We start from the raw sequence: 19,178 nt of genomic DNA on the forward strand, positions 1-19,178 counted from the left end.
AGCGTTGACGAGTGTACTGCTTTTCATGCTGTCTTCGCACCTGGTTGATTTTTTTTCTGAGCCTCGATCCACTGATCAACGGCTTTTCTGTTGTACATGCATTCGCTCGAAGGCTTTGGATTGCCATCTGGTGAAATGTGCAGGTACTCGCGACCAAGCATCCAGGATTCTTTTCTGGCTCGGGTGATGGTTCCGGGCTTAAGCCCGGTAACCGCAATCAGAACCTTTTCGCTAACCCAGTCATTCGGCACCAGAAGAATAATTTCAGCACTGGTTTGCATGGTTCTCCTCCATTTTCTCTTTAGCCAGACGCACGCAACGCGCAAAAGAGGAGGGCGTAACAATTTCGCGCAGAGCCTGAACCAGGAAGTCGTTGTGCTGCTGGTGCAGATCTATGTTGCGTTCTTTTTCCTCATGACGCAGGACTGCCAGACGGGCTGTGATGATGCGACGCTTCCCTTTGATCAGCCGCAGAGCGTTCTCTGCCTTTTTGCGCCATGTACTCCATTCACTGCTGCTGTTCGATTTCGCCAGTTGCTCTTCAATACTGAGCTGCGCTTCTTCTGCGTTAACAAGCTGCTGCAGGCAATCGCTGATAGTGTTCAGGTTGTCTGTCTCCACGAAGAATTTGTGCATTCTTAACCCTCCCACCCAATCGCCTGGAACAGGCCCATTTTAGGGTGATACCAGCGAGTGCCGCGCGGTTCAGCTTCTGACATCATCTGGCGAAACGCGGCCATAAACGGCTCCAGTTCGACAATAGCCCTACGTGACAACAGCCCGTCTGGAGTCATAAATTCGTGCGTGTCTGTCGGGATGCGGTAGGCATTGACCAAATTACGGCACTTGGCGTCACTCATTCCGCTTTTGGCTACCACCTGGCGGTAACCGACATATCCGGCGCGCATGGTCCCGCGTTTGATGTTCTCCACAGCTTCAGTGACCGTTTCGATCTGCTCTTCAACATGATTCAGGCGCTTCTGCTGGCGAACGGCATCGGCGGCCATTGCGGCGATCATCTCGATTTCCGTCAGTGGTGCGCGAGTGCGAAAATAGCTGTTAACCAGCTCACGCTGAACCTGCCAGGCCAGATCGTCCGTGAGTGACTTCGCCACCATCAGATATCCAGATTCGAAAAGCACAATTCCAGAGGGCGCAAACTTAGAAAACACACCTTCCGGAAGGTCCCGGCGTATAGCGTCGGAACCTAATTCAACGTAATCTACCCCATCGACAAAGTAGTTCCTGTTTTCACGAAAATTACGTCCTGCTGTTCCATCTGGTCGTTGGTGAGCTTCGTCAATCATTGCGAATGTCACAACTCGCTGATCGCGGAATTCGACGGCTGGTAGTTGTTTGTTATTAATCGTTACTGTGTTCATCACCATTCTCCTCAGTGCATCACCGGCATGTCAGGCATACCTTCTTTTTGGATTTGTTCAATAAAGCTGTTGTGCAGCAGGTCGAAGCACTCTCTGCCCAGAGGCGACAACCTGAAGCCGCGTTCGTCGTCAGTCACAACCATGTCTTGGTACATCCGCAGCGCCAGCTTCTGCCCAATCTGCAGGCCGTATTTTTCGATGGCGCAGCCCTCAACATGATTTGCGAGCGCGAATCGCTCCGGTCCTGGGTAGACGCTGATTGAGCCGCACTTGCCGGAGTAGATAACGGCTGTGTCAAAGCCGCCTTCGTCATTGGCTACATCAATGGTCCCGTTCTTCTCCTGTTCCTCAGTAATTAAGACGGCGATGAGCAACCAACGCCATACGATTATTTCCTTCTCAATGCCAAGAGTGATCCAGCCGCTTTCTACCGCCTCCATGATGCAAGCCAATATGTCCATGCCTTCCGCGATGTTTTTGTCACAGTGACCTTTGTCGAGCTGGCGAATAGCTACTGAATACCCGATAACTCTGTTTCCATAACGGATGCCAATTGATGTGGGCTCCGGGTTAAAGACTGAATCAACCATTAATGCACTCCTTCTGGTTTGCATGCTTGCAGTGCATCACCCTCTTTAACGAATCGGTCATGCATCGCATCCCATTTCTCACACCATTTCTGCATATCTCGCTTACGCGCCAGGATTCGGCGAATGCGGCGCATGCATCGCTGGTGGGCTGCGATATATTCCGCCGTTACCTCCCCTCGTTGGCACATTTCAAAGCCATCTCTTTCTACGAGGACATCTGGATGGTTAGTCTGAAAACCTGAACATTCAAAAGCCCATGTCGTCATAAAAAACGCCAGGTAGCGGATCGCAGTGTCACGACTGAAGCATTTTTTGATGCGTCCATGGCGGCGGGCCACAAACACGGGTCCCGCAGGTGTGTCGTACTTCTGGAACACCAGGTCAATCATGCTGGTTGTACGGTTATTGTTCATTTTCTGTCCTTAACTTTTGAATAGCGCTCATGAGACATCACTTCCCAGCTCTGACCGCCATCGCGGGAAAATAGCCGCCAGCGGCGATTAACCCTCAGGCTCAGGTTTCCGGAGCCGTGCATACGGCAGGGATGAATCCGCCTGGTTCTGAACTGGCGGAGTACATGGACCGCCTGCAGGTGTACCCACTCAGGAATTCGTATTGCTGTCAGGGCCATTGTCCTTCTCTCCTGCAGGTGGGGTGATCGTGTAACCGGCGCGTTCAGCCATCCATAAAAAAGTCTCGAACGAAGCGGTAACTTCTCCTTTACAAACCCGGCGCGTGTCTATCACCTTCCCGTTCTCGATGGTCAGCACTACTTCAAATGTGGCGTGCTCCACCGAATAATTAACTTCAGTCATGAGATGCCTCCTGTTTAATCGGTGTATTCTTTTTTACATGCTCGACCAGCTCAGCAATGAGATCGTCGATTAATGCCTTTCCGCTTTCTGTCAGGAACTCACCGCTGCCATTTACATCAACAGAGCCGCTGTAAATTCCCTTAATAGCTTTTACGCCTTCGACATTTCCGTACTCACTGATCGCGAGCCTTTCGAATTTTCGTAATAATCCATCAAGTAAAATCTCTGTTAACTCGACCGTCTTAATACCGCCTTTATTCAGCTTAATAACAAGGCAGTTACTGCCTGTTTTGCGTTGGTGGCGTAATAGCGCTGCTTTTAAAATTCTGCGTCGATAGGTTTCAATTACGTTGTTTTTCACGGCGTTCAAACTCCGAATCCATCCATGTTGAAACCTGAGCTGATAAATCAAGGCAGAGGCCAGATAGGGAAATTATTTGCTCAATATCCATATCAATAATGTTTGTGTTGATTAGTTCCATTAAGTGATAAAGGTTACCGGCTGTATTTTTTGCTGTTTCTATAGAGCTATCTTTGCTGAGCATATTCAGACCCCGTAAGCTTTGCGCATGAAAAGGTCAGCGATATGGCGGTACTCTTCACCATAATTAATAAAGATAACCAACGCTGTTTTATACGCAGCTTTGTCTTTGATGAATGTCATTTTTAAAACCATCCTGTTTTCAGGTTGCAGGAAGCCACACCAGTTAAGGCGTAATTAAATGCATTGTGTTATTTAAAGTTTATAGGCGTCGAAGTCGCAAATGCTTTTATTCAATTTCTCTAACGTCTGAACTACTAGAGTAATAAGAGCATGCTCCCTTTCTTCTTCCGTGCTAGTCATTTGTTCCAAAAGAATCCATAAAGAACATGAGCAGCAGCGTACATCATGCGACCATTCAAGAATTGTTCTGCTGGTTTCTTCTTTGTCCAGGGTGATTGATTTGTCATTCATCATTTATTCTCCGGCCAGTCAGCGGCAAATAACATTTGAGGTGTTTTAATTGGCTTATTAAAAGAAAGTAAAGTTTGCATTTGGCTTTCCTCAAGGTGAGTGCGTCCTCACCTTTTAAGATGTTATAGTGATGAAGGCTGAGAAAATACTTTTTAATGAGCTTTTGCTATTAATGATTTTTTTCGCATATTCACCTGCTTCTTCATAAGATTTGAAGAAGTCAATCAAAACAAAATAAAGACCTTGGCGCTCATAGAGAGCGTATTCAATTTCTTCTTCGAATAGTTTGATGAATTCGAAGTTAGCGCCATCCTGATGAGGTTGAGCAATCTTTAAATAGCTCCAATTCGCTCCAGAAGATTTTAATTTTTCGATAACGATTTGGCTGTCAATTTGTTGGGTTACTGAATCTGCGCTTTTCATCTCACTGGCTCCGTTGTTTGCCGATGAATGCAATATAACTCGCGGTTCTTAATTTGTAAACACCGCGAGTTATATTTAAAAATAATTAGCGGTTATGAAATTGAATGATAAGGGATTATTTTTTGATTCGAATCGAATTTAGGTCGAAAAAAAACCCGGCGAACCGGGTTTATAAGCATGTCGTAGTTGATAGATCAAACCAGCATCATAGTCGTTTGTATCGCTACGCCAATGATACGACAGTTCCCATTTACAGGGACCAAAGGCCATGCTGGATTTAAGCCCTTTAGATACTTTTGTCCGCCATCAATTATTAACTTTTTAAAAGTAGCTTCGTTAGAATCCTCAAGCTTGGCGATAACTAAGCTACCATTATGGGCTTCTCGACCTGTATCAAACAGAACATATGTACCCTCGGGGATGCTGATTCCCATCGGAGCGGTCATGGAGTCGCCATCAACTTTTAGCCAGAAAGCATCTCCCTGTATGTGAGCATCAGATTCTAACCACTGGTCAACGTCCTTTATCGCATAAGCCTCTATAGCTTCACACCACGCACCTGCCTGAACGCTACTCAATACAGGATATTTATTCCCAGGCTTATAAGCGCCAGCAAAAGCTACGTTGGAGCGTGTCAGTTCCTGCGCCTCACTTGCTAACGTAGGGCTAAACTTTTCAACAGGAACCCCCAGGATCTCCGCGAGTTCTATGGCCCTCTTCAAGTTTAATGCGTTTTTACCCGCGAAAATCTGTGCAACTGCGCTCTGACTAATACCTAGCTTTTCAGCAAGAATTTCTTGTGAAAGACCCAACTCTTTCTTTTTGCTGTCGTAAATAGCTTTCAGCCTCTCGGCATCCTGTAACTGGTCAGCTGTTAACGGTTTTTTCTTCATGTTGAATCTCCTTATGAGTCAAAATTATCACCGCAGAGAATATAAAGCAATAACCGCCGGTGTTGCAATTATAACAACCGCGAGTTATATTCTCTGCGGAGGTGATAAATGCGAAAGATAACTTTGAGAAGCTTCGCCGAAGAAGTTGGTCAGCTCAAGGCGGCTAGTCAGCTTGGCGTGAGGCAAAGCGCAATAAGCAAGGCAATCAGAAATGGTCGGAATGTTGTAGTGACCATTTCCATCGATGGAAAGGTTACGGCAGAGGAGATTAAGTCCTTCCCATGTAATCGAAGAGACGATTCTTGTGTATCCGCCAGTTGAAAACAGCGTCCTCACAAGGATGCCAGAAGCGCACACTCAGGCCGATTCGGACTGGATTAAGCAGCAACTACTTACCCTTGCACCATCAGCACGACAAAAGGCAATGCAACGTTATGCCATGGTGTATCAGGAAACGTTCGACGCCGAACCGGTTTCTTACCGCAAGGAGAATCGGGCAAGACATGAAGCAAATACACGGCTTCGCATGTTCGTGAGGAATCACGGCAGAGCTTTACAGGGGTATACAACTCAGCCGCCCCTGGCAGGAACACAACTACGTTCCTGAGTGATGCCGGGCTTAAAGGTGCCCGGTGGCTGAATCCCAATTCTCAATGCATCCGTGTACTAGTTAAGTGGTTCGGGCGCAATTAAATGAGAGGAGGGGAGGGGGAGGAGTGCCTGTGTGTTAGTGCGAAGCACTGGAACAGGCTTTTCCAACAGACAGGCACATAGGTTAGGTAGATCTCGATCTAGGGCCTGGTTTTAAAAAATGCCCGTATCACTCAGCTAGTACAAAGAGGGAAGAATGAAAACAGACCTGAAGCAAAATTTAATCGCTCTCTTGGAAGAGCAGTTCATCCGGTCCGATGACAAAGTCATTTTCGACTACGTGATGCAAAAGAAAATCAAGGCTCAGGGATACCACCTGCAGCGCAATTTCACTGTCAGCGTCGGCGGTGGACGTAAGGGGTTTATCGATTGCCTGGTGACTTCATCTGATGGCCAGCAGTGTGCCATCGAAGTTGACAAACGCACACCTCGCAGCCGCTCGCTGATGAAACTGTGCGAACTGCCTGCAGGGATGTCTGGTTTCGTTCTTCTCAAAGACGGAAAGCACCCTTTGCGTTACAGCGAAGGCGGAATCGACATCATCCGGGCGACGAAATTTAAGTGAATTGAATCAGAAGGGAGGCTGGCAGCCTTTGGGGAGGCCACCAGCCATGTGAGGGGGAATCCATGAAAACCACATCACAAATTTATTATCTCATCACCACGGGAGCCGCACAATGCAGCTGACGATCACGCCAAATTTTGCCCAGGAGCGCGCGCTAAATATGCTGCGGCGTGACTGGAAGGCGCATAACACCTTCATGGTGTACGCACCAACGGGCAGTGGCAAAACTGGGTTGGCGGCCTTCATCGTCGCCGGGTTTGTCAGTCGCGGTATGCGTGTTCTGTTCTGCGCTCCGTACACCATCCTGATTGGCCAGACGGCTAACCGCTTTGTGGAGTACGGATTACCGGGTGATGAGATCGGTTATATCTGGGCGGATCACCCGAACTACGATCCGTCTCTGAAAATCCAGATTGCCAGCGCCGACACACTGATTCGTCGTGTGTTTCCGGAAGATATCGATCTGCTGATCATTGACGAAGCGCATCTGCGTAAAAAGCGAATTCTGCAGGATATTGAGCGCCTGCGCGCCGGTGGCGTAAAAGTCATTGGTTTGTCCGGAACACCATTTTCTCCGTTCCTGGGTAAATACTATGACCGGCTGATTAAACCGACCACCATCGGCGAGCTGATCCAGCGCGGGGACCTGAGCAAATATGAGTTTTTTGCGCCCACTAAGCCGGATCTGAAAGGCGTTAAAACTAAATCATCGCTGGAATACGGCAGTGATTACAACGAAACGCAGCTGGCTGAAATCATGTGCGGCTCTACGCTGGTGGGCGACATCGTTCAGAACTGGCTAGAGAATGGCCGGGATCTGCCTACCATCGCGTTCTGCGTCAACGTAGCCCACGCCAATTTTCTGACAATCCAGTTTAACCATGCTGGCGTTAACGCTGAGGTCATGACCGCCGACACTCCAGTTGATGAGCGCCAGACCATCATTCACCGCTTTGAAACCGGCGCAACGAAAATCATCGTGAGTGTGGGCGTTCTGGTTGCCGGGTTCGATAGTGATGTTCGCTGCATCATCTACGCCAGGCCAACAAAGAGCGAAATTCGATGGCTGCAGGCGCTCGGGCGTGGCCTGCGTACCGCACCGGGTAAAGAGTCCTGCCTCATCTTCGATCACAGCGGAACCGTGCACCGTCTGGGCTATCCGGATTCTATCGAGTATGACGATCTTCCCGGCAAGTCTGATGGTATGGAGGAAAGCGCGCGCCGTGCAGCTCAGGAACGGGCCGAAAAGCTTCCACATGAATGTTCCCAATGTCATTACATGAAACCCGCTGGTGTGTACGTCTGCCCGAAATGTGGACATAAACCGCTCGGTGGTGAGGACGTCGATACCGACACCGGCCGCAAACTCAAAAAGCTGGGTAAAAACCAGCATCAGCCCACTAAGGCAGAGAAACAGGCCTGGTGGAGTCAGATCAAATTCTATCAGCGCCAGCGCGTATCGCAGGGGAAAAAGCCCGTCAGCGATGGCTGGTGCGCAAATACCTTTCGCGAACGGTTTGACGAGTGGCCTAACGGGTTAAGCGATTTCCCGATGGAGATCACCCCGACTGTCTCTAATTTCATCCGGCACAAATTGATTGCGTATGCGAAAGGGCAGGAGAAGGCCAAGCGCCTGCAGGAAGCATCAGGCACGGCAGCCCCATCCTCAGTACAGCAAGCACAGAAAGCGATTAGCGATATCAAACAGCAGTTAGGAAAACGAGCATGAAGACGGCAGAAGCGGCAAAAGGTCAATGGGCAATGATTTTTGAGCACTTCGGGTTACCTCCCATTAATGCCAGAAATCACTTTAAAGGCGAATGTCCGGTATGTGGTGCGCGGGGAAAGCTGCGTATTGATGACCGGGACGGCCGGGGAACATGGATCTGTACCTGCGGCAGCGGTGACGGAATGAAGCTTGTCACTCTGACACAAGGGAAGCCATTCAATGAAATTTGCAGGGAAATAGACCAGCTGATTGGTAATAACTTTACCCGCGAAGCGTTCCCGCGCACTTCAGATGCAGTAAGCGCCCGTGATCGGGTTCTGTCCAAATTTTCGAAACTGGTCAACCTGAAAGGAACTACCGGGGCGGATTATCTGCAGGCCAGGGGAATTTATCAGCTCCCACAAGAGGCAGTGAAGTTCAATGATAAACAACGCTACGGCGGTAAGGTTTACCAGTGTCTGTATTCACTCGCAACTGACGACAAAGGAGAGCTTTGCTATCTGCACAGAACCTTACTGGACGGTAATCGGAAAGCCCAACTAAGGGATTCTGCCGGAGCGAAGCGCCAGAAATCTCTTCAGGACGAAAGCTATCTGGATCATGCCCGTTCCGTCGCTATTCGCATGTTCCCGGTAGCGACGACCCTCGGAATTGCCGAGGGTATCGAAACGGCTCTTTCCTGCAAGCAGCTGTACAACGTTAACACCTGGGCCACCATGACCAGCGGATTCATGAAGAAATTCCGTGTTCCTGCAGGTGTGAAGAATTTGATTATTTTCGCAGATCGAGACGTCAACAGCGCCACCGGATTGGCTGCGGCCACGGAATGCGCTCATGCCAACTTACTGGCAAAAAATGACCTGGAAAAAATCAGCATCTACTACCCGGATAACGGGGATTTTAACGACATGCTCATGAACGGCGATCAGGTTCGTGAGGTGGTTTTCTTCAAGAAAAAGGCGGCTGCGTAATGCGTACTGATAACAACGAACATAAAGCACTATTCACCATCCCGACGGCAGCGCACAGCTCCGCCCTCGCAAACATCAAGCCTCTGCCCGAGCAACGGAGAATCACCGGGCATAAGCAAACTGACGCTTATCTTTGGGTGCTGGAGGTGATCCGTCTGAACGAACCCGCACATCTGGACGCAGCCGAAGCCGCGCTGGAGAAAATTGAAATCTCCCCAAAAGAGGCCGAGGAACGTTACGCGCGTTATTTGCTGGCGAATGGTGGCGATCCTTTCCAGGTTGCTTTCGGTACCATCGGCATGGATAACCCGGCACAGGCAATCAGGAACGCCCGGGAGGACATCAAAAAAGCAGCATCAGTCAGGGCCACGTTCGGCAGCTATGAGGCAGCTCTCGAAGATGTGGAAGCCGAGCGAGTAATCAAGTCTTCCCCGAAATTTATCGACGATCATCTTTGGGGCTGGACTCTGGCCGAGAATAAAGCTGGCAGCATTAACGGCAGCCGCATGAACGAAATTGATGAACTGCGTCGGGTATTTGTTGATGGATATCGCGATGTGTTGCCTGAGCCTTATACGCTGTCTGATGTTGTTCGTGAGTTTGTTTACTGGGACTGGCTCTACAGCGTTCGCAATACCGCAGGCAAGGAACTCGGCTATGAATATGGCTACTCCGAGCATCACGAATCAGTTAACGACCGCGAGCGCTATCTCGAAAAATTGCTGACAACCATCAAGCCAGTGACCCGAGCCGAGGCCGTTGAGGTCTGCCGCTGGTTCCTCGATAGTGAAAAACCAGAATACATGGAAAACAACGGCGCGGCGGTGATTCTTAACCTGGTGGGGGAGTGTGAAGAATGAAACTGGAGGCATCGCTTAAACATTTTAGCCCTCAGGGCATGCATATCAGCGACGACGTGAAAGGAACCTCTCCGGATCGTATCACTGGCACCGATGTTATGGCGGCCATTGGTACCACCAGCAGCCGAGCGCGGTTTGGTCTGGCTGCCTTCTTTGGTAAGACCGGGATCAGCAAAAGCGATGAGCAGTTGGCTGTACAGGCTCTGGCGCGTCATGCAATGGAATCAGCGCCCAGGAATGTACGTAAAGCAGCAGCAGGCGAGTTTGGCTGGTGCATGCTGGTGCTCGCACAATTCGCCTTTGCCGAATACTCCCGTTCAGCGGAAACCAGCGTGACGTGTCACAGCTGCGGCGGCAGCGGATTAACCTCTCAGTATGAAGATGTGATCAAATATCCTGGAGTCTTCAACTCTGACGGAATGGAAATCGTACCACCGAAAATCAAGCACGAACTGGTCAAGCGTAAATGCGCGGCATGTAACGGTAAAGGTGAGCTGCTGGCCCGATGCCGTTGCGGCGGTAAAGGTGAGGTGCTCGACCGCAAAGCCACAAGCGAGCGCGGCGCGCCGGTGTTTAAAACCTGCGAGCGCTGCAGCGGAAATGGATTTTCTGGGGTGCCGTCTACTGCAGCCTATAAAGCGATACTGAAGCGAGTCCCGGATTTGCACGTCAGAACGTGGACACGTAACTGGAAACCGTTTCTGGAGGGACTTGTCGACGTCTGCTACAGAGAAGAACAAAAAGCAGACTCCGCGTTTCAGGACGCAACGAGCTTTCGTGATGATGTGAACAAAATTTAGCAAATTAGCCACGTTAAGCTTGATTTTGTCCGAACTTGTCATGTATGCTTCAAATCGTAGGTTATTGCGCCTACACGAAATCAAACCCGCCTCCGAGCGGGTTTTTTTGTGTCGGAATTACCCGCGCATAGCTCGATGCAATTCAACCATAGATGCTTTCAGTGGCAGCACTGTAAGAAATGGGCGATGTAATTCTCTCTACGTGATGATAATTAATTAGCGCCGACTCACCTGCTAAAAGTTATCTTTTGATATATTTTTTTATCCAAGTGAATTGGTTTTGTATGCGTTATTTTCCACGGAAAACATATATATTCTTCGCTCGCAATTGAGATGGCGTTGCGGTAAATGGTGGATATGCGTCCTTCAGTCTGGCGGCAATGCTGCAGCGCCATCTCAATTGCGGTGAATCCCCCTATGCGGAGGGGCATTTAGCTTAATTTATCTTAATCTCGACCATGTATATGCGCGTCAATTGATTGCTAACAATGACGCACCGGGAGGCACCCGGCACCGCAATACCTTTGGCCCTTTAGCTCAGTGGTTAGAGCGAGCGACTCATAATCGCCAGGTCGTTGGTTCAATCCCAACAAGGGCCACCAATGCCGACTTAGCTCAGTAGGTAGAGCAACTGACTTGTAATCAGTAGGTCACCAGTTCGATTCCGGTAGTCGGCACCAAATGCAGTCATCGTATAATCGCTATTACCTCAGCTTTCCAAGCTAATGATGCGGGTTCAATTCCCCCAGTTAGCTCTAAATTTTGCTTTTCTGCCTGCGATGATGGTTTAACCTGAGTGGTGGGAAAGCGTTTCCATTTAAACCTCGTTCCTGCGGGGTTGTATTGTTTGTACACAACAGAAAAGGTCACTTAGATCCCCTGATGATCTCCTTGATGTTCATTCACGGTTGGTTGAAACAAATTTCGCTCTGGTGAGTGGCCTTTTCTTTGTGGTGAATCCGTAGGTCGATACGGCTGAATAAATATCAGTGCGGGACAAGCTTTAAACGTACCGAACGAGGCGAGATCATTAGACAGGTTATGCTGCTAACCGCCTGGCCCTGAACGCTGGCACTATCGACGCCAGCCACCACTGCAATTTTAATCTCAGCCCTGGCATCCGCCGGGGCTTTTTGTTTCCATTCATCCAGGTCAAAATTTTAAAAACGGGCCGGGTGGGTTAAAGTGATAACCATCAGCAAGGCCTGTGGGGGTGTAATGGATAGACATACCGAGGAGCACTATCTTGATGCAGATGATGATCTCCTTAATTACCTTGAGATGCATGGCGAGAATTGCATTAAAGAAATTTTCCAGTCCAACGCATTGAACAAAGACGCAGCGCAAAAGCTGCTTAGTATCCTGATAGTGGGGATCGGTTCGTCATTTCTGCTGCTAACCCAAAAGGAAACTCCGGCTTATCTTTATTCTGGTCTGGCTATGTTTACTGTTTACTGGTCTCTGTGTGCGGCATATCTCGTGGTTCGCGTGCTGGGGGTTAGAAAAAGGATGCTGGGATGTTCAAGGCCGTACGATTTGTACCATGACGGCTATAAAGGCTTCACCGACGGTGATTACGCTTTTTTTGAAAGCCATGGCTACACGGGAAAGCGTAACACCCTGAGCATTCTGAGGCGATACAGGTTACGTGGTCTTGATGGCATTGCTTCTGTGGCAAAAAAAGAAAATGAGAGGCTTGGAAGGGAGCTTGAAAGGGTAAGGATCGCGACAATCCTTACCCCGATATTATCAACAATCGTTTCGGTAATTACTTACGTTTTCTCGTAAATTCATCCATGGAATCATTTACGACCATCCAGCGAGTGCTCAAATCCCGTGAAGGTTCTGGTGCTGGCTTGGATTGCTGGGTTGGCTGATTATTTTGTTGTGCTGACTGGCTATTTTCCTGTGGTTTCTTATTCGATTCTGACAAAAGTAACTCCTTCTTTGTTACGTGGTTATTTGGCGATGTCACGATAGCAAATAGAAGAAAGTGCCGCCACACGATCTGGTGGCGAAAGCCTGGCCCACTTCTGTGGGCCTTTTTTATTCCCGCGCCACGCTCGGCGCACATCAACCGCAGAGTCTTTCAGGGTGAGCCTTAGCAGTGGTCAGTGTGACTACATCTGCGGGCTGTCCACTCTGAGCGTAAGGCTCACCACTAAAGGAAGGTCACTATGTTTGGTTTTGGTAAAAAAGCACGTAAAGCAGTAGCTGAAGTAAAGAAATTTGAGAAACGCGATCTGGCTCAGGCTGTGATTAATGCGGCCTGGCTGGTGGCGTATGCCGATGGCGAGTGCTCTAACGTGGAAAAGGCGGCCGTGGATCAGGTTCTTCGCGCTAATCCGGTGCTGGGCGCGTTCACTTCTGAGATTCAGGGTATTAGCCAGACCATCATCGCGCAGCTCGATGCTAACTATAAAGTTGGCCGCCTGGCAGCGTATCGTGAGATTGAAGACTGTAAAGGCGATCAGCGTGAAGCTGAAGATGTGCTGGTGACGGCGATTGCGATCGCCGAAGCGGATGGCGATATCCAGGAATCTGAGAAGAAAGTGCTGGACGAAATCGCCAACCGTCTGGGCCTGCGTCTGGAGACGTACCTTGATTAATCAGGCAAGACTGGTGCTGGCGGCGTTGCTGCTGGCGCTGGTGGTGATGGTCGATTTCACCAGTAAGCTGATGTCGGTTCTTGCCGATGGCGTGCTGGTGGCGATGGTGGTCATTGTGATGTGGCCGCTGGTTAAACCCGAAAAATAACCAGCCTTCGGGCTGGTTTTACTTTGAGGCTTCATCATGTTTGGATTAAAGAAGAAGAAAAAGACGAGAAAAAAGGCTCTGGCAAACCAGTGGTGTCCTCTTCTGGATCTTCATCGGCTTACAATCATTTGCGCGACCCATTCAGCCCATTAAATCCAGCAAGTCCTGCGAGTATTTTTAACGCGCCTGATGATGTAACCACGCATCACCATTCACACCACAGCAGCGACTGCGGTTCATCCAGTTCCAGCAGCAGTTATGACAGTGGCTCATCATCCTGCAGTAACAGCAGCTCCGGGGACTGGTGAGGGCAGTATTTATCAACTAACGCCGCCGGAGTGCCGGTATGGCACAACGGAACCCTATGGACGAAACACAAAAAGAGGCTGGCCGCGCGCTGGCGGTCATTCGCTACGTCAACACCTGGAAGAAGCTGATTATCTTTATGGTGCTGGTAACGTTCTGCGCATCCGGGTACGCGGTATGGGATTACCGGCGGGAGCTTGCCTTCTGGGCGATGGCGAGCTTTGGCAATCCGCGTATTGATGAGGAGCGCGTAGAGCCTGAGGTCACATCGCTGATGGCTGATACTACTGCGCTCAGTGCGGCGGTGTGGTCGGTCAACCTTGAGAGCAACCAGCGCAGGGCGTTATTTGTTCGTGTGCGTAATGAGCGCCTGACAAATCAGGAGGGGACGGGAGACCTTGCCCTCAGGCCCCAGTCAAAGCTTACGGCTGAGATAATCGAGCTCATAAACAGCAAAACGAAATGCTGGCCTCACGTGGCAAATACCGTAGTTGGAAAGACGGCGCGCGAAGCGGGGGTGAAATGGGTATGTGCTGCAGCTATCCCTCCTCAGTTCGGGACGATGATTGGTATGCTGGCAGTAGGATTTGCTGAGCAGCCAGAAAATGAGGATTACGTGAAGATGCGTATCCGGGATGCTGCGGAGAGGATTATTAAGTGATGGTTGAAGAGATTTGCTGGGGTGTTGTCTGCGCCTTCGCGATTGTCATGTGGGTTTTAATAATCAGGTCGCTATGGTGAGTTCGGAAGATGATCAGCATGCTTTTCTCTTTCCTGCTCTCGATGGCTGTCTTTTTTTTGCTTCTGGCATTTCTTTGTGATTTTGAGGATTGAATTGTGGGTGATTTAAGCGAGCACTTCAGCAGGAGTGAGTTTGCATGTCGTTGCGGTTGTGGATTCGACACCGTTTCTCCTGAGCTCATTACGGTGCTGGAAGATGTGCGCACGCACTTCGGCACGCCGGTGAAAATAAACAGCGGATGCCGCTGCGAAAAGCATAATGCGAAGGTGGGTGGCGTACCGAACTCCCAGCACGTCCAGGGTATCGCTGCTGACATCGTTGTTTCTGGTCGTACCCCGGCGCTGGTGGCCGACTATCTCGAACGCAAATACCCGGACCGCTACGGTGTCGGCCGCTACAGCAGCTTTACGCACATTGATGTCCGCCAGGTCAAAGCGCGCTGGCGAGGGTGATTTTATTTTCTGCTGCCGCGTCACGATGGCCAACAGAAAAATCAGCATAAACGATCTGTTTTTATGGGGTGTGCTATCGGGTTTTCCCGGCAATATATTTCACAACTCAGCACAAAATTCTAAACATGCCTCGCTAATGCGGGGCTTTTTCATTTAAGAGAGACGCAAATGCAAAAAAGAGCAAAAGATTTTAAATTTCACCTTGGTCAGCTGGTGAATATCCGTATCAGCGACGAATGGGGAGAGGTACAGGCTCGCGCTCAATACCGTAGTGACGAAAATCAGTATTTCATTCACTACCAGGCTGCCGATAAATGTGCGACCACGCGCTGGTATTCCGAGTCGCAACTGCTGGCCGTAGAAGACGAGCGCTCCCCTGGTTCGCCAGTGTTCGGCTGTGTTGATTTGCCGCCAGGCGCTGTAGTCGAAGAGTAATCATTCCAAAGCCCATCAGCTGGTGGGCTTGATAATTATTATCTTCAAAATCCACATTTAGCAGCACAAGCCTTTATGGCGCCACGCGGCAAAACTTCATTTCTCAGAGGATTATTCTGTTATGGCAATTATTCCCGGCGGTATGGGAGGCGGTGGCTCTGGTGCGCCTGGCCCTCAAGGGCCGCCTGGTCCACCCGGGCCAAAAGGTGACACCGGCGCAACTGGGCCCGCGGGCCCACCTGGTCCTGCCGGAACGCCAGCGCCCATTGCCGATACTTTTCTGCTGGATATTTTCAACTGGACGGGCAGCCAGAACATAGCCAACGCCGCGTTTCTGAATTTCCTCTCCCTCGCTGGCATTACTCAGCAGACGGGTGGAACTGCAGGCGTAACAGTTGCTGCTGGTGTGGCAAAGCTGCCGGCAAAAACAAAGCCATCAGGCGTGACCTTCTCGTTTCGAATTACCGGAACGGTCGGCGGCTCATCCGGTACTGCTCGTGAATGGAAGTTCCAGACGCGCCGTGCAAACGGAACGACCATCATCGGCTCTACGGACGCAAGCAAGACGAGCGGGAACAGCATTGATAACCGTGATTCGGTGCTGGAGTCCCACACGTCCGGAGCGGCTGACCCGTTCACAACAGAGGGCGTCATTGTTGGCCTGCAAAACGACAGCGGCGCGACAATCACCCTGACATCAGTATCTGTGCGTATTTATCGCCAGGTTAACGCGGAGTAATTGATGGGATTAAAAACTGGGGTTTATACGCTGGGACGTGAATGGCGGCTACTGAGTGACGGTATCAACACCTCGTTTGTTACAGCTGAGGCTGGTCGGATTGAGTTTGTGTCTGCCGACACTGAGCCACCAGTTAATGCTCGTGGGCATACCGTTGTTGCAGGAGAATCAATGACCATAACACCTCCAACGGTCATATGGGGGCGTAGCGCTACAAAAATGTCAGCAAGAGTGGCGCTATCGGCGTGGTGACCAGAATTTAAAAGGTACTCCTGGCGACATTGAGTAACCGGGGGGCGGGAACACGCGGGGAACGGCTAGTTTTTGAATTTTCATGGGGACACCACCATATAGTGCAAGTGTATGTATTTTCTACGAAAATAAATCTCAAGCCTGTGCCGTCAGACCCTCGGCAGGACATTAGACCAGATGCTAATTAATTGATTATAAGAAGTAAAATAAATTTTCACCTGTGCTGTGGAGGTGGGTAATGACGGATGTCAGCAATATTGGCGACGTGTATAACTGGAGCGTCGCCAGAATTGCCGAGGCGTTTGGCATGGATCGAAAAGCTGTTAAACGCCGATTGCTTGAGGCCAATATCCCTGTTGCCGCAACGGTGCGCGGTAATCCGGTGTATGCACTCAGAAATGTCGGTCCAGCGCTGTTCCGTGGCAGCGAGCGGGCTGGTCCTGAAAGTATTCATGATCCGTCTCAGATGGATCCGAAATCCCGCAAGGACTGGTATCAGTCAGAAAATGAGCGACTCAAGCTTGAGAAGGAGCAGCGAAAACTGGTCCCTGTTGATGAGGTTGTTTTTGTTTACTCTTCGATGCGAAAAGCAGTCGTCCAAGTTCTCGAAACCATTCCGGATATTCTTGAGCGTGACTGTGGCCTGATGCCCCAGGCAGTGGGCATGGTGCAAAAATCTATTGATGATTTGCGCTATATGCTGCAGGAAAAAACTTATGCCGCCTGTGCAGCAGAGCTAATGGATAATGATGGAGGTGAACCCGACGAGGAGGGGTAATGATTTTTTCTTCAGCCCCGAATATAGGCAGGGACATTTCATGGGGCTTCTCCCCGCCGCGGCGAATCCCGGTTGCGGATGCTGTTAAAAAGTACATGCGCGTCCCAAAAGGAGCTGGAAGCTCCGTTGACTGGGATCCGCACCTTACGCCTTATGTTATCGAGCCCATGAATTGCCTGGCCTCCCGTGAATACGATGCCGTGATATTTGTCGGGCCGGCGAGAACAGGGAAGACGATTGGCCTTATTGACGGCTGGATTGTCTACACCATAGTCTGTGATCCCTCCGACATGCTGGTTGTTCAGATGACCGAGGATAAGGCCCGCGAGCACTCGAAAAAGCGACTGGACCGAACATTCAGAAGCAGCAAGGCTGTAAAGGCCAGGCTGAGTCCGCGCAGTAACGACAATAACGTGCATGACAAAACCTTCCGGGATGGCTCTTTTCTGAAAATTGGCTGGCCATCGGTAAATATTATGTCCTCGTCCGATTATCGCTTTGTGGCACTAACCGATTACGATCGATTTCCTGTTGATATCGGTGGTGAAGGGGATGCCTTTTCTCTCGCATCGAAGCGTACCACCACATTCATGTCCAGCGGTATGACGCTGGTGGAAAGCTCTCCGGGGCGAGACATCTCTGATGTTAAGTGGCGTCGCAGCACGCCACATGAAGCGCCGCCAGCGACGGGCATACTCTCCCTCTATAACCGTGGCGATCGTCGCCGATGGTACTGGCCGTGCCCGCACTGCGGAAAATATTTTCAGCCTGTTGGTGATGTGGTGACCGGCTATCAGGAAATAAGCGATCCGGTGCTGGCAAGTGAGGCCGCATATATTCAGTGTCCGCACTGTGCAGGTCGTATCGCGCCAGAGCTGAAGCGTGAGCTCAATGGCCGCGGTCTGTGGTTACGTGAAGGTGAGACTGTTACACCAGACGGTGTGCGCGGAGGGACGCCGCGTCGTTCGAGAATAGCGAGTTTCTGGATGGAGGGCCCGGCTGCGGCTTACCAGACGCTTGCCCAGCTGGTCTACAAACGCCTGACGGCCGAGCAGGAATACGAGGCAACGGGCAGTGAAGAGACCCTGAAGACCGTCATCAATACCGACTGGGGGCAACCCTATCTGCCGCGTTCTTCTGTTGATCAGCGTCAGAGTGACGAGCTTATGGCGCGTGCCGAGCGCTACGGAAAGCGGCTCGTTCCGCCGAAGGTGCGCTTTCTCCTGGCATCCGTGGACGTTCAGGGGGGAAAACATCGGCGCTTTGTCGTCCAGATTGTGGGTTACGGGCAGCATGGCGAGCGCTGGCTTATCGATCGGTACAACATAAAAACGTCACTTCGCTGCAGCAGCGATGGCGAAGCGCAGCCCATTGAGCCTGGCGGATATCCTGAGGACTGGGATGTGCTGATTTCCGATGTCCTTGAAAAGGAGTATGCACTTGAAACCGATCCGCGTCGCACCATGCCGGTGCTGGCGATGGCGGTGGACAGCGGGGGGGAGGATGGCGTGACGGACAATGCCTATAAATTCTGGCGCAGATGTAAGCGAAACGGGCTTGGGAAACGTGTTTACCTGTTTAAGGGAGACAGCACTGCCCGCGCGAAACTCATTACCCGAACCTACCCTGACAACACCAGTCGCAGCGATCGCAAGGCGGGGGCCAGGGGCGATGTTCCTGTTTACCTGCTGCAGACCGACAGACTCAAGGACGGTATTCATAACAACCTCAAGCGTGAAACCGAGGGGCCGGGATTTATTCATTTCCCCGACTGGATCGGCGAGTGGTTTTACGACGAGCTTACCTACGAGGTGCGGGGGGCGAACGGCAAATGGAGCAAGCCCGGAAAGGGGCCCAATGAGGCGCTGGATCTTTTTTGCTATTGCCACGCCCTGGCCATTTTACGTGGCTATGAGCGCATCAAAGACTGGAGCAACCCTCCGGTCTGGGCGATGCCACAGCACCTGACCGCCATCACAACCACTGACAGGACAGACAAAGCTGCTGCCAGTCAGACAGAAAAAACCGAAACAAGCTCCGGTGCTGTCGCACCGATGAAAAAACCCAGACTCATTTAGGTGAA

At 50.6% G+C, this 19,178-nt stretch carries 27 protein-coding genes and 2 tRNA genes; 18 read left to right on the forward strand and 11 right to left on the reverse strand.

Features of this window, described 5'->3' with window-relative positions:
* Nucleotides 1-23: 23 nt before the first annotated feature.
* The 11 genes from EXW94_RS17835 to EXW94_RS17885 form a co-directional block, all read right to left on the reverse strand.
* Nucleotides 24-281, reverse strand: a complete 258-nt coding sequence (locus tag EXW94_RS17835) for an excisionase family protein (protein WP_058657756.1) — start codon at nucleotides 279-281, stop codon at nucleotides 24-26.
* A complete protein-coding gene (locus EXW94_RS17840) occupies nucleotides 265-636 on the reverse strand; it encodes a hypothetical protein (RefSeq protein WP_217436298.1) in 372 nt (123 codons plus the stop codon). The genes EXW94_RS17835 and EXW94_RS17840 overlap by 17 nt, the downstream gene beginning before the upstream one ends.
* Nucleotides 637-638: 2 nt before the next feature.
* On the reverse strand, nucleotides 639-1,382 hold the full coding sequence (locus tag EXW94_RS17845; protein WP_174339180.1) for an ORF6N domain-containing protein: 744 nt from the start codon (nucleotides 1,380-1,382) through the stop codon (nucleotides 639-641).
* A gap of 11 nt (nucleotides 1,383-1,393) precedes the next feature.
* A complete protein-coding gene (locus EXW94_RS17850; protein WP_174339181.1) occupies nucleotides 1,394-1,972 on the reverse strand; it encodes a hypothetical protein in 579 nt (192 codons plus the stop codon).
* Nucleotides 1,972-2,385: a hypothetical protein gene (locus tag EXW94_RS17855; protein ID WP_174339182.1), complete on the reverse strand. Its 414-nt coding sequence runs from the start codon at nucleotides 2,383-2,385 to the stop codon at nucleotides 1,972-1,974. Before EXW94_RS17855 ends, EXW94_RS17850 begins: the two co-directional genes overlap by 1 nt.
* A 189-nt stretch (nucleotides 2,386-2,574) precedes the next feature.
* Nucleotides 2,575-2,787 carry a hypothetical protein gene (locus EXW94_RS17860; protein ID WP_174339183.1) on the reverse strand — a complete coding sequence of 71 codons (213 nt, stop codon included), beginning with the start codon at nucleotides 2,785-2,787 and terminating at the stop codon, nucleotides 2,575-2,577.
* Nucleotides 2,780-3,148, reverse strand: coding sequence for a hypothetical protein (locus EXW94_RS17865; RefSeq protein ID WP_174339184.1), 369 nt, complete (start codon nucleotides 3,146-3,148; stop codon nucleotides 2,780-2,782). The genes EXW94_RS17860 and EXW94_RS17865 overlap by 8 nt, the downstream gene beginning before the upstream one ends.
* Entirely contained in the window at nucleotides 3,129-3,332 is a 204-nt protein-coding gene (locus EXW94_RS17870) for a hypothetical protein (RefSeq protein WP_174339185.1), read from the reverse strand. Before EXW94_RS17870 ends, EXW94_RS17865 begins: the two co-directional genes overlap by 20 nt.
* Nucleotides 3,333-3,523: 191 nt before the next feature.
* Complete coding sequence (locus EXW94_RS17875; RefSeq protein WP_174339186.1) at nucleotides 3,524-3,745, reverse strand: hypothetical protein; 222 nt, start codon at nucleotides 3,743-3,745, stop codon at nucleotides 3,524-3,526.
* Between the two features lie 111 nt (nucleotides 3,746-3,856).
* Nucleotides 3,857-4,165, reverse strand: coding sequence for a hypothetical protein (locus EXW94_RS17880; protein ID WP_174339187.1), 309 nt, complete (start codon nucleotides 4,163-4,165; stop codon nucleotides 3,857-3,859).
* Between the two features lie 194 nt (nucleotides 4,166-4,359).
* Nucleotides 4,360-5,058, reverse strand: a complete 699-nt coding sequence (locus EXW94_RS17885) for a LexA family transcriptional regulator (protein WP_174339188.1) — start codon at nucleotides 5,056-5,058, stop codon at nucleotides 4,360-4,362.
* A 108-nt stretch (nucleotides 5,059-5,166) separates the two neighbouring features.
* Here EXW94_RS17885 and EXW94_RS17890 point away from each other — a divergent pair, with 108 nt between their 5' ends.
* The 18 genes from EXW94_RS17890 (at nucleotide 5,167) to EXW94_RS17970 (ending at nucleotide 19,173) form a co-directional block, all read left to right on the forward strand.
* Nucleotides 5,167-5,379 carry a Cro/CI family transcriptional regulator gene (locus tag EXW94_RS17890; RefSeq protein ID WP_174339189.1) on the forward strand — a complete coding sequence of 71 codons (213 nt, stop codon included), beginning with the start codon at nucleotides 5,167-5,169 and terminating at the stop codon, nucleotides 5,377-5,379.
* Between the two features lie 19 nt (nucleotides 5,380-5,398).
* Nucleotides 5,399-5,665: a hypothetical protein gene (locus EXW94_RS28290; protein WP_254797789.1), complete on the forward strand. Its 267-nt coding sequence runs from the start codon at nucleotides 5,399-5,401 to the stop codon at nucleotides 5,663-5,665.
* Between the two features lie 240 nt (nucleotides 5,666-5,905).
* Nucleotides 5,906-6,274: a hypothetical protein gene (locus EXW94_RS17895; RefSeq protein ID WP_174339190.1), complete on the forward strand. Its 369-nt coding sequence runs from the start codon at nucleotides 5,906-5,908 to the stop codon at nucleotides 6,272-6,274.
* A gap of 112 nt (nucleotides 6,275-6,386) precedes the next feature.
* Nucleotides 6,387-8,003, forward strand: a complete 1,617-nt coding sequence (locus EXW94_RS17900; RefSeq protein WP_174339191.1) for a DEAD/DEAH box helicase — start codon at nucleotides 6,387-6,389, stop codon at nucleotides 8,001-8,003.
* Nucleotides 8,000-8,974: a toprim domain-containing protein gene (locus tag EXW94_RS17905; protein ID WP_047364217.1), complete on the forward strand. Its 975-nt coding sequence runs from the start codon at nucleotides 8,000-8,002 to the stop codon at nucleotides 8,972-8,974. The genes EXW94_RS17900 and EXW94_RS17905 overlap by 4 nt, the downstream gene beginning before the upstream one ends.
* Complete coding sequence (locus tag EXW94_RS17910; protein WP_174339192.1) at nucleotides 8,974-9,834, forward strand: helix-turn-helix domain-containing protein; 861 nt, start codon at nucleotides 8,974-8,976, stop codon at nucleotides 9,832-9,834. The genes EXW94_RS17905 and EXW94_RS17910 overlap by 1 nt, the downstream gene beginning before the upstream one ends.
* Entirely contained in the window at nucleotides 9,831-10,634 is an 804-nt protein-coding gene (locus EXW94_RS17915) for an antitermination protein (protein WP_174339193.1), read from the forward strand. Before EXW94_RS17910 ends, EXW94_RS17915 begins: the two co-directional genes overlap by 4 nt.
* Before the next feature lie 526 nt (nucleotides 10,635-11,160).
* Nucleotides 11,161-11,236 (forward strand) — tRNA-Ile (locus EXW94_RS17920).
* 2 nt (nucleotides 11,237-11,238) lie between these two features.
* Nucleotides 11,239-11,314 (forward strand) — tRNA-Thr (locus EXW94_RS17925).
* A gap of 538 nt (nucleotides 11,315-11,852) precedes the next feature.
* A complete protein-coding gene (locus EXW94_RS17930) occupies nucleotides 11,853-12,422 on the forward strand; it encodes a hypothetical protein (protein WP_174339194.1) in 570 nt (189 codons plus the stop codon).
* Nucleotides 12,423-12,811: 389 nt separating this feature from the next.
* On the forward strand, nucleotides 12,812-13,243 hold the full coding sequence (locus tag EXW94_RS17935; RefSeq protein WP_174339195.1) for a tellurite resistance TerB family protein: 432 nt from the start codon (nucleotides 12,812-12,814) through the stop codon (nucleotides 13,241-13,243).
* Complete coding sequence (locus EXW94_RS17940) at nucleotides 13,239-13,391, forward strand: DUF3927 family protein (RefSeq protein ID WP_375336635.1); 153 nt, start codon at nucleotides 13,239-13,241, stop codon at nucleotides 13,389-13,391. The genes EXW94_RS17935 and EXW94_RS17940 overlap by 5 nt, the downstream gene beginning before the upstream one ends.
* 364 nt (nucleotides 13,392-13,755) lie before the next feature.
* The gene (locus tag EXW94_RS17945; RefSeq protein ID WP_174339197.1) at nucleotides 13,756-14,358 is read left to right on the forward strand and encodes a hypothetical protein; all 603 of its coding nucleotides are present in this window, start codon (nucleotides 13,756-13,758) and stop codon (nucleotides 14,356-14,358) included.
* Nucleotides 14,359-14,534: 176 nt separating this feature from the next.
* On the forward strand, nucleotides 14,535-14,891 hold the full coding sequence (locus tag EXW94_RS17950) for a D-Ala-D-Ala carboxypeptidase family metallohydrolase (protein WP_174339198.1): 357 nt from the start codon (nucleotides 14,535-14,537) through the stop codon (nucleotides 14,889-14,891).
* A 168-nt stretch (nucleotides 14,892-15,059) separates the two neighbouring features.
* Nucleotides 15,060-15,326, forward strand: coding sequence for a hypothetical protein (locus EXW94_RS17955; RefSeq protein WP_174339199.1), 267 nt, complete (start codon nucleotides 15,060-15,062; stop codon nucleotides 15,324-15,326).
* A 121-nt stretch (nucleotides 15,327-15,447) separates the two neighbouring features.
* Nucleotides 15,448-16,065: a protease gene (locus EXW94_RS17960; protein ID WP_174339200.1), complete on the forward strand. Its 618-nt coding sequence runs from the start codon at nucleotides 15,448-15,450 to the stop codon at nucleotides 16,063-16,065.
* Between the two features lie 490 nt (nucleotides 16,066-16,555).
* Complete coding sequence (locus EXW94_RS17965; RefSeq protein WP_174339201.1) at nucleotides 16,556-17,095, forward strand: DUF1441 family protein; 540 nt, start codon at nucleotides 16,556-16,558, stop codon at nucleotides 17,093-17,095.
* Nucleotides 17,095-19,173, forward strand: a complete 2,079-nt coding sequence (locus EXW94_RS17970; RefSeq protein ID WP_174339202.1) for a phage terminase large subunit family protein — start codon at nucleotides 17,095-17,097, stop codon at nucleotides 19,171-19,173. The genes EXW94_RS17965 and EXW94_RS17970 overlap by 1 nt, the downstream gene beginning before the upstream one ends.
* Nucleotides 19,174-19,178 lie beyond the last annotated feature (5 nt).

Origin of the sequence: Enterobacter sp. JMULE2, from assembly GCF_013337145.1 — a bacterium.
In the GTDB taxonomy this organism is placed as follows: domain Bacteria; phylum Pseudomonadota; class Gammaproteobacteria; order Enterobacterales; family Enterobacteriaceae; genus Enterobacter; species Enterobacter mori.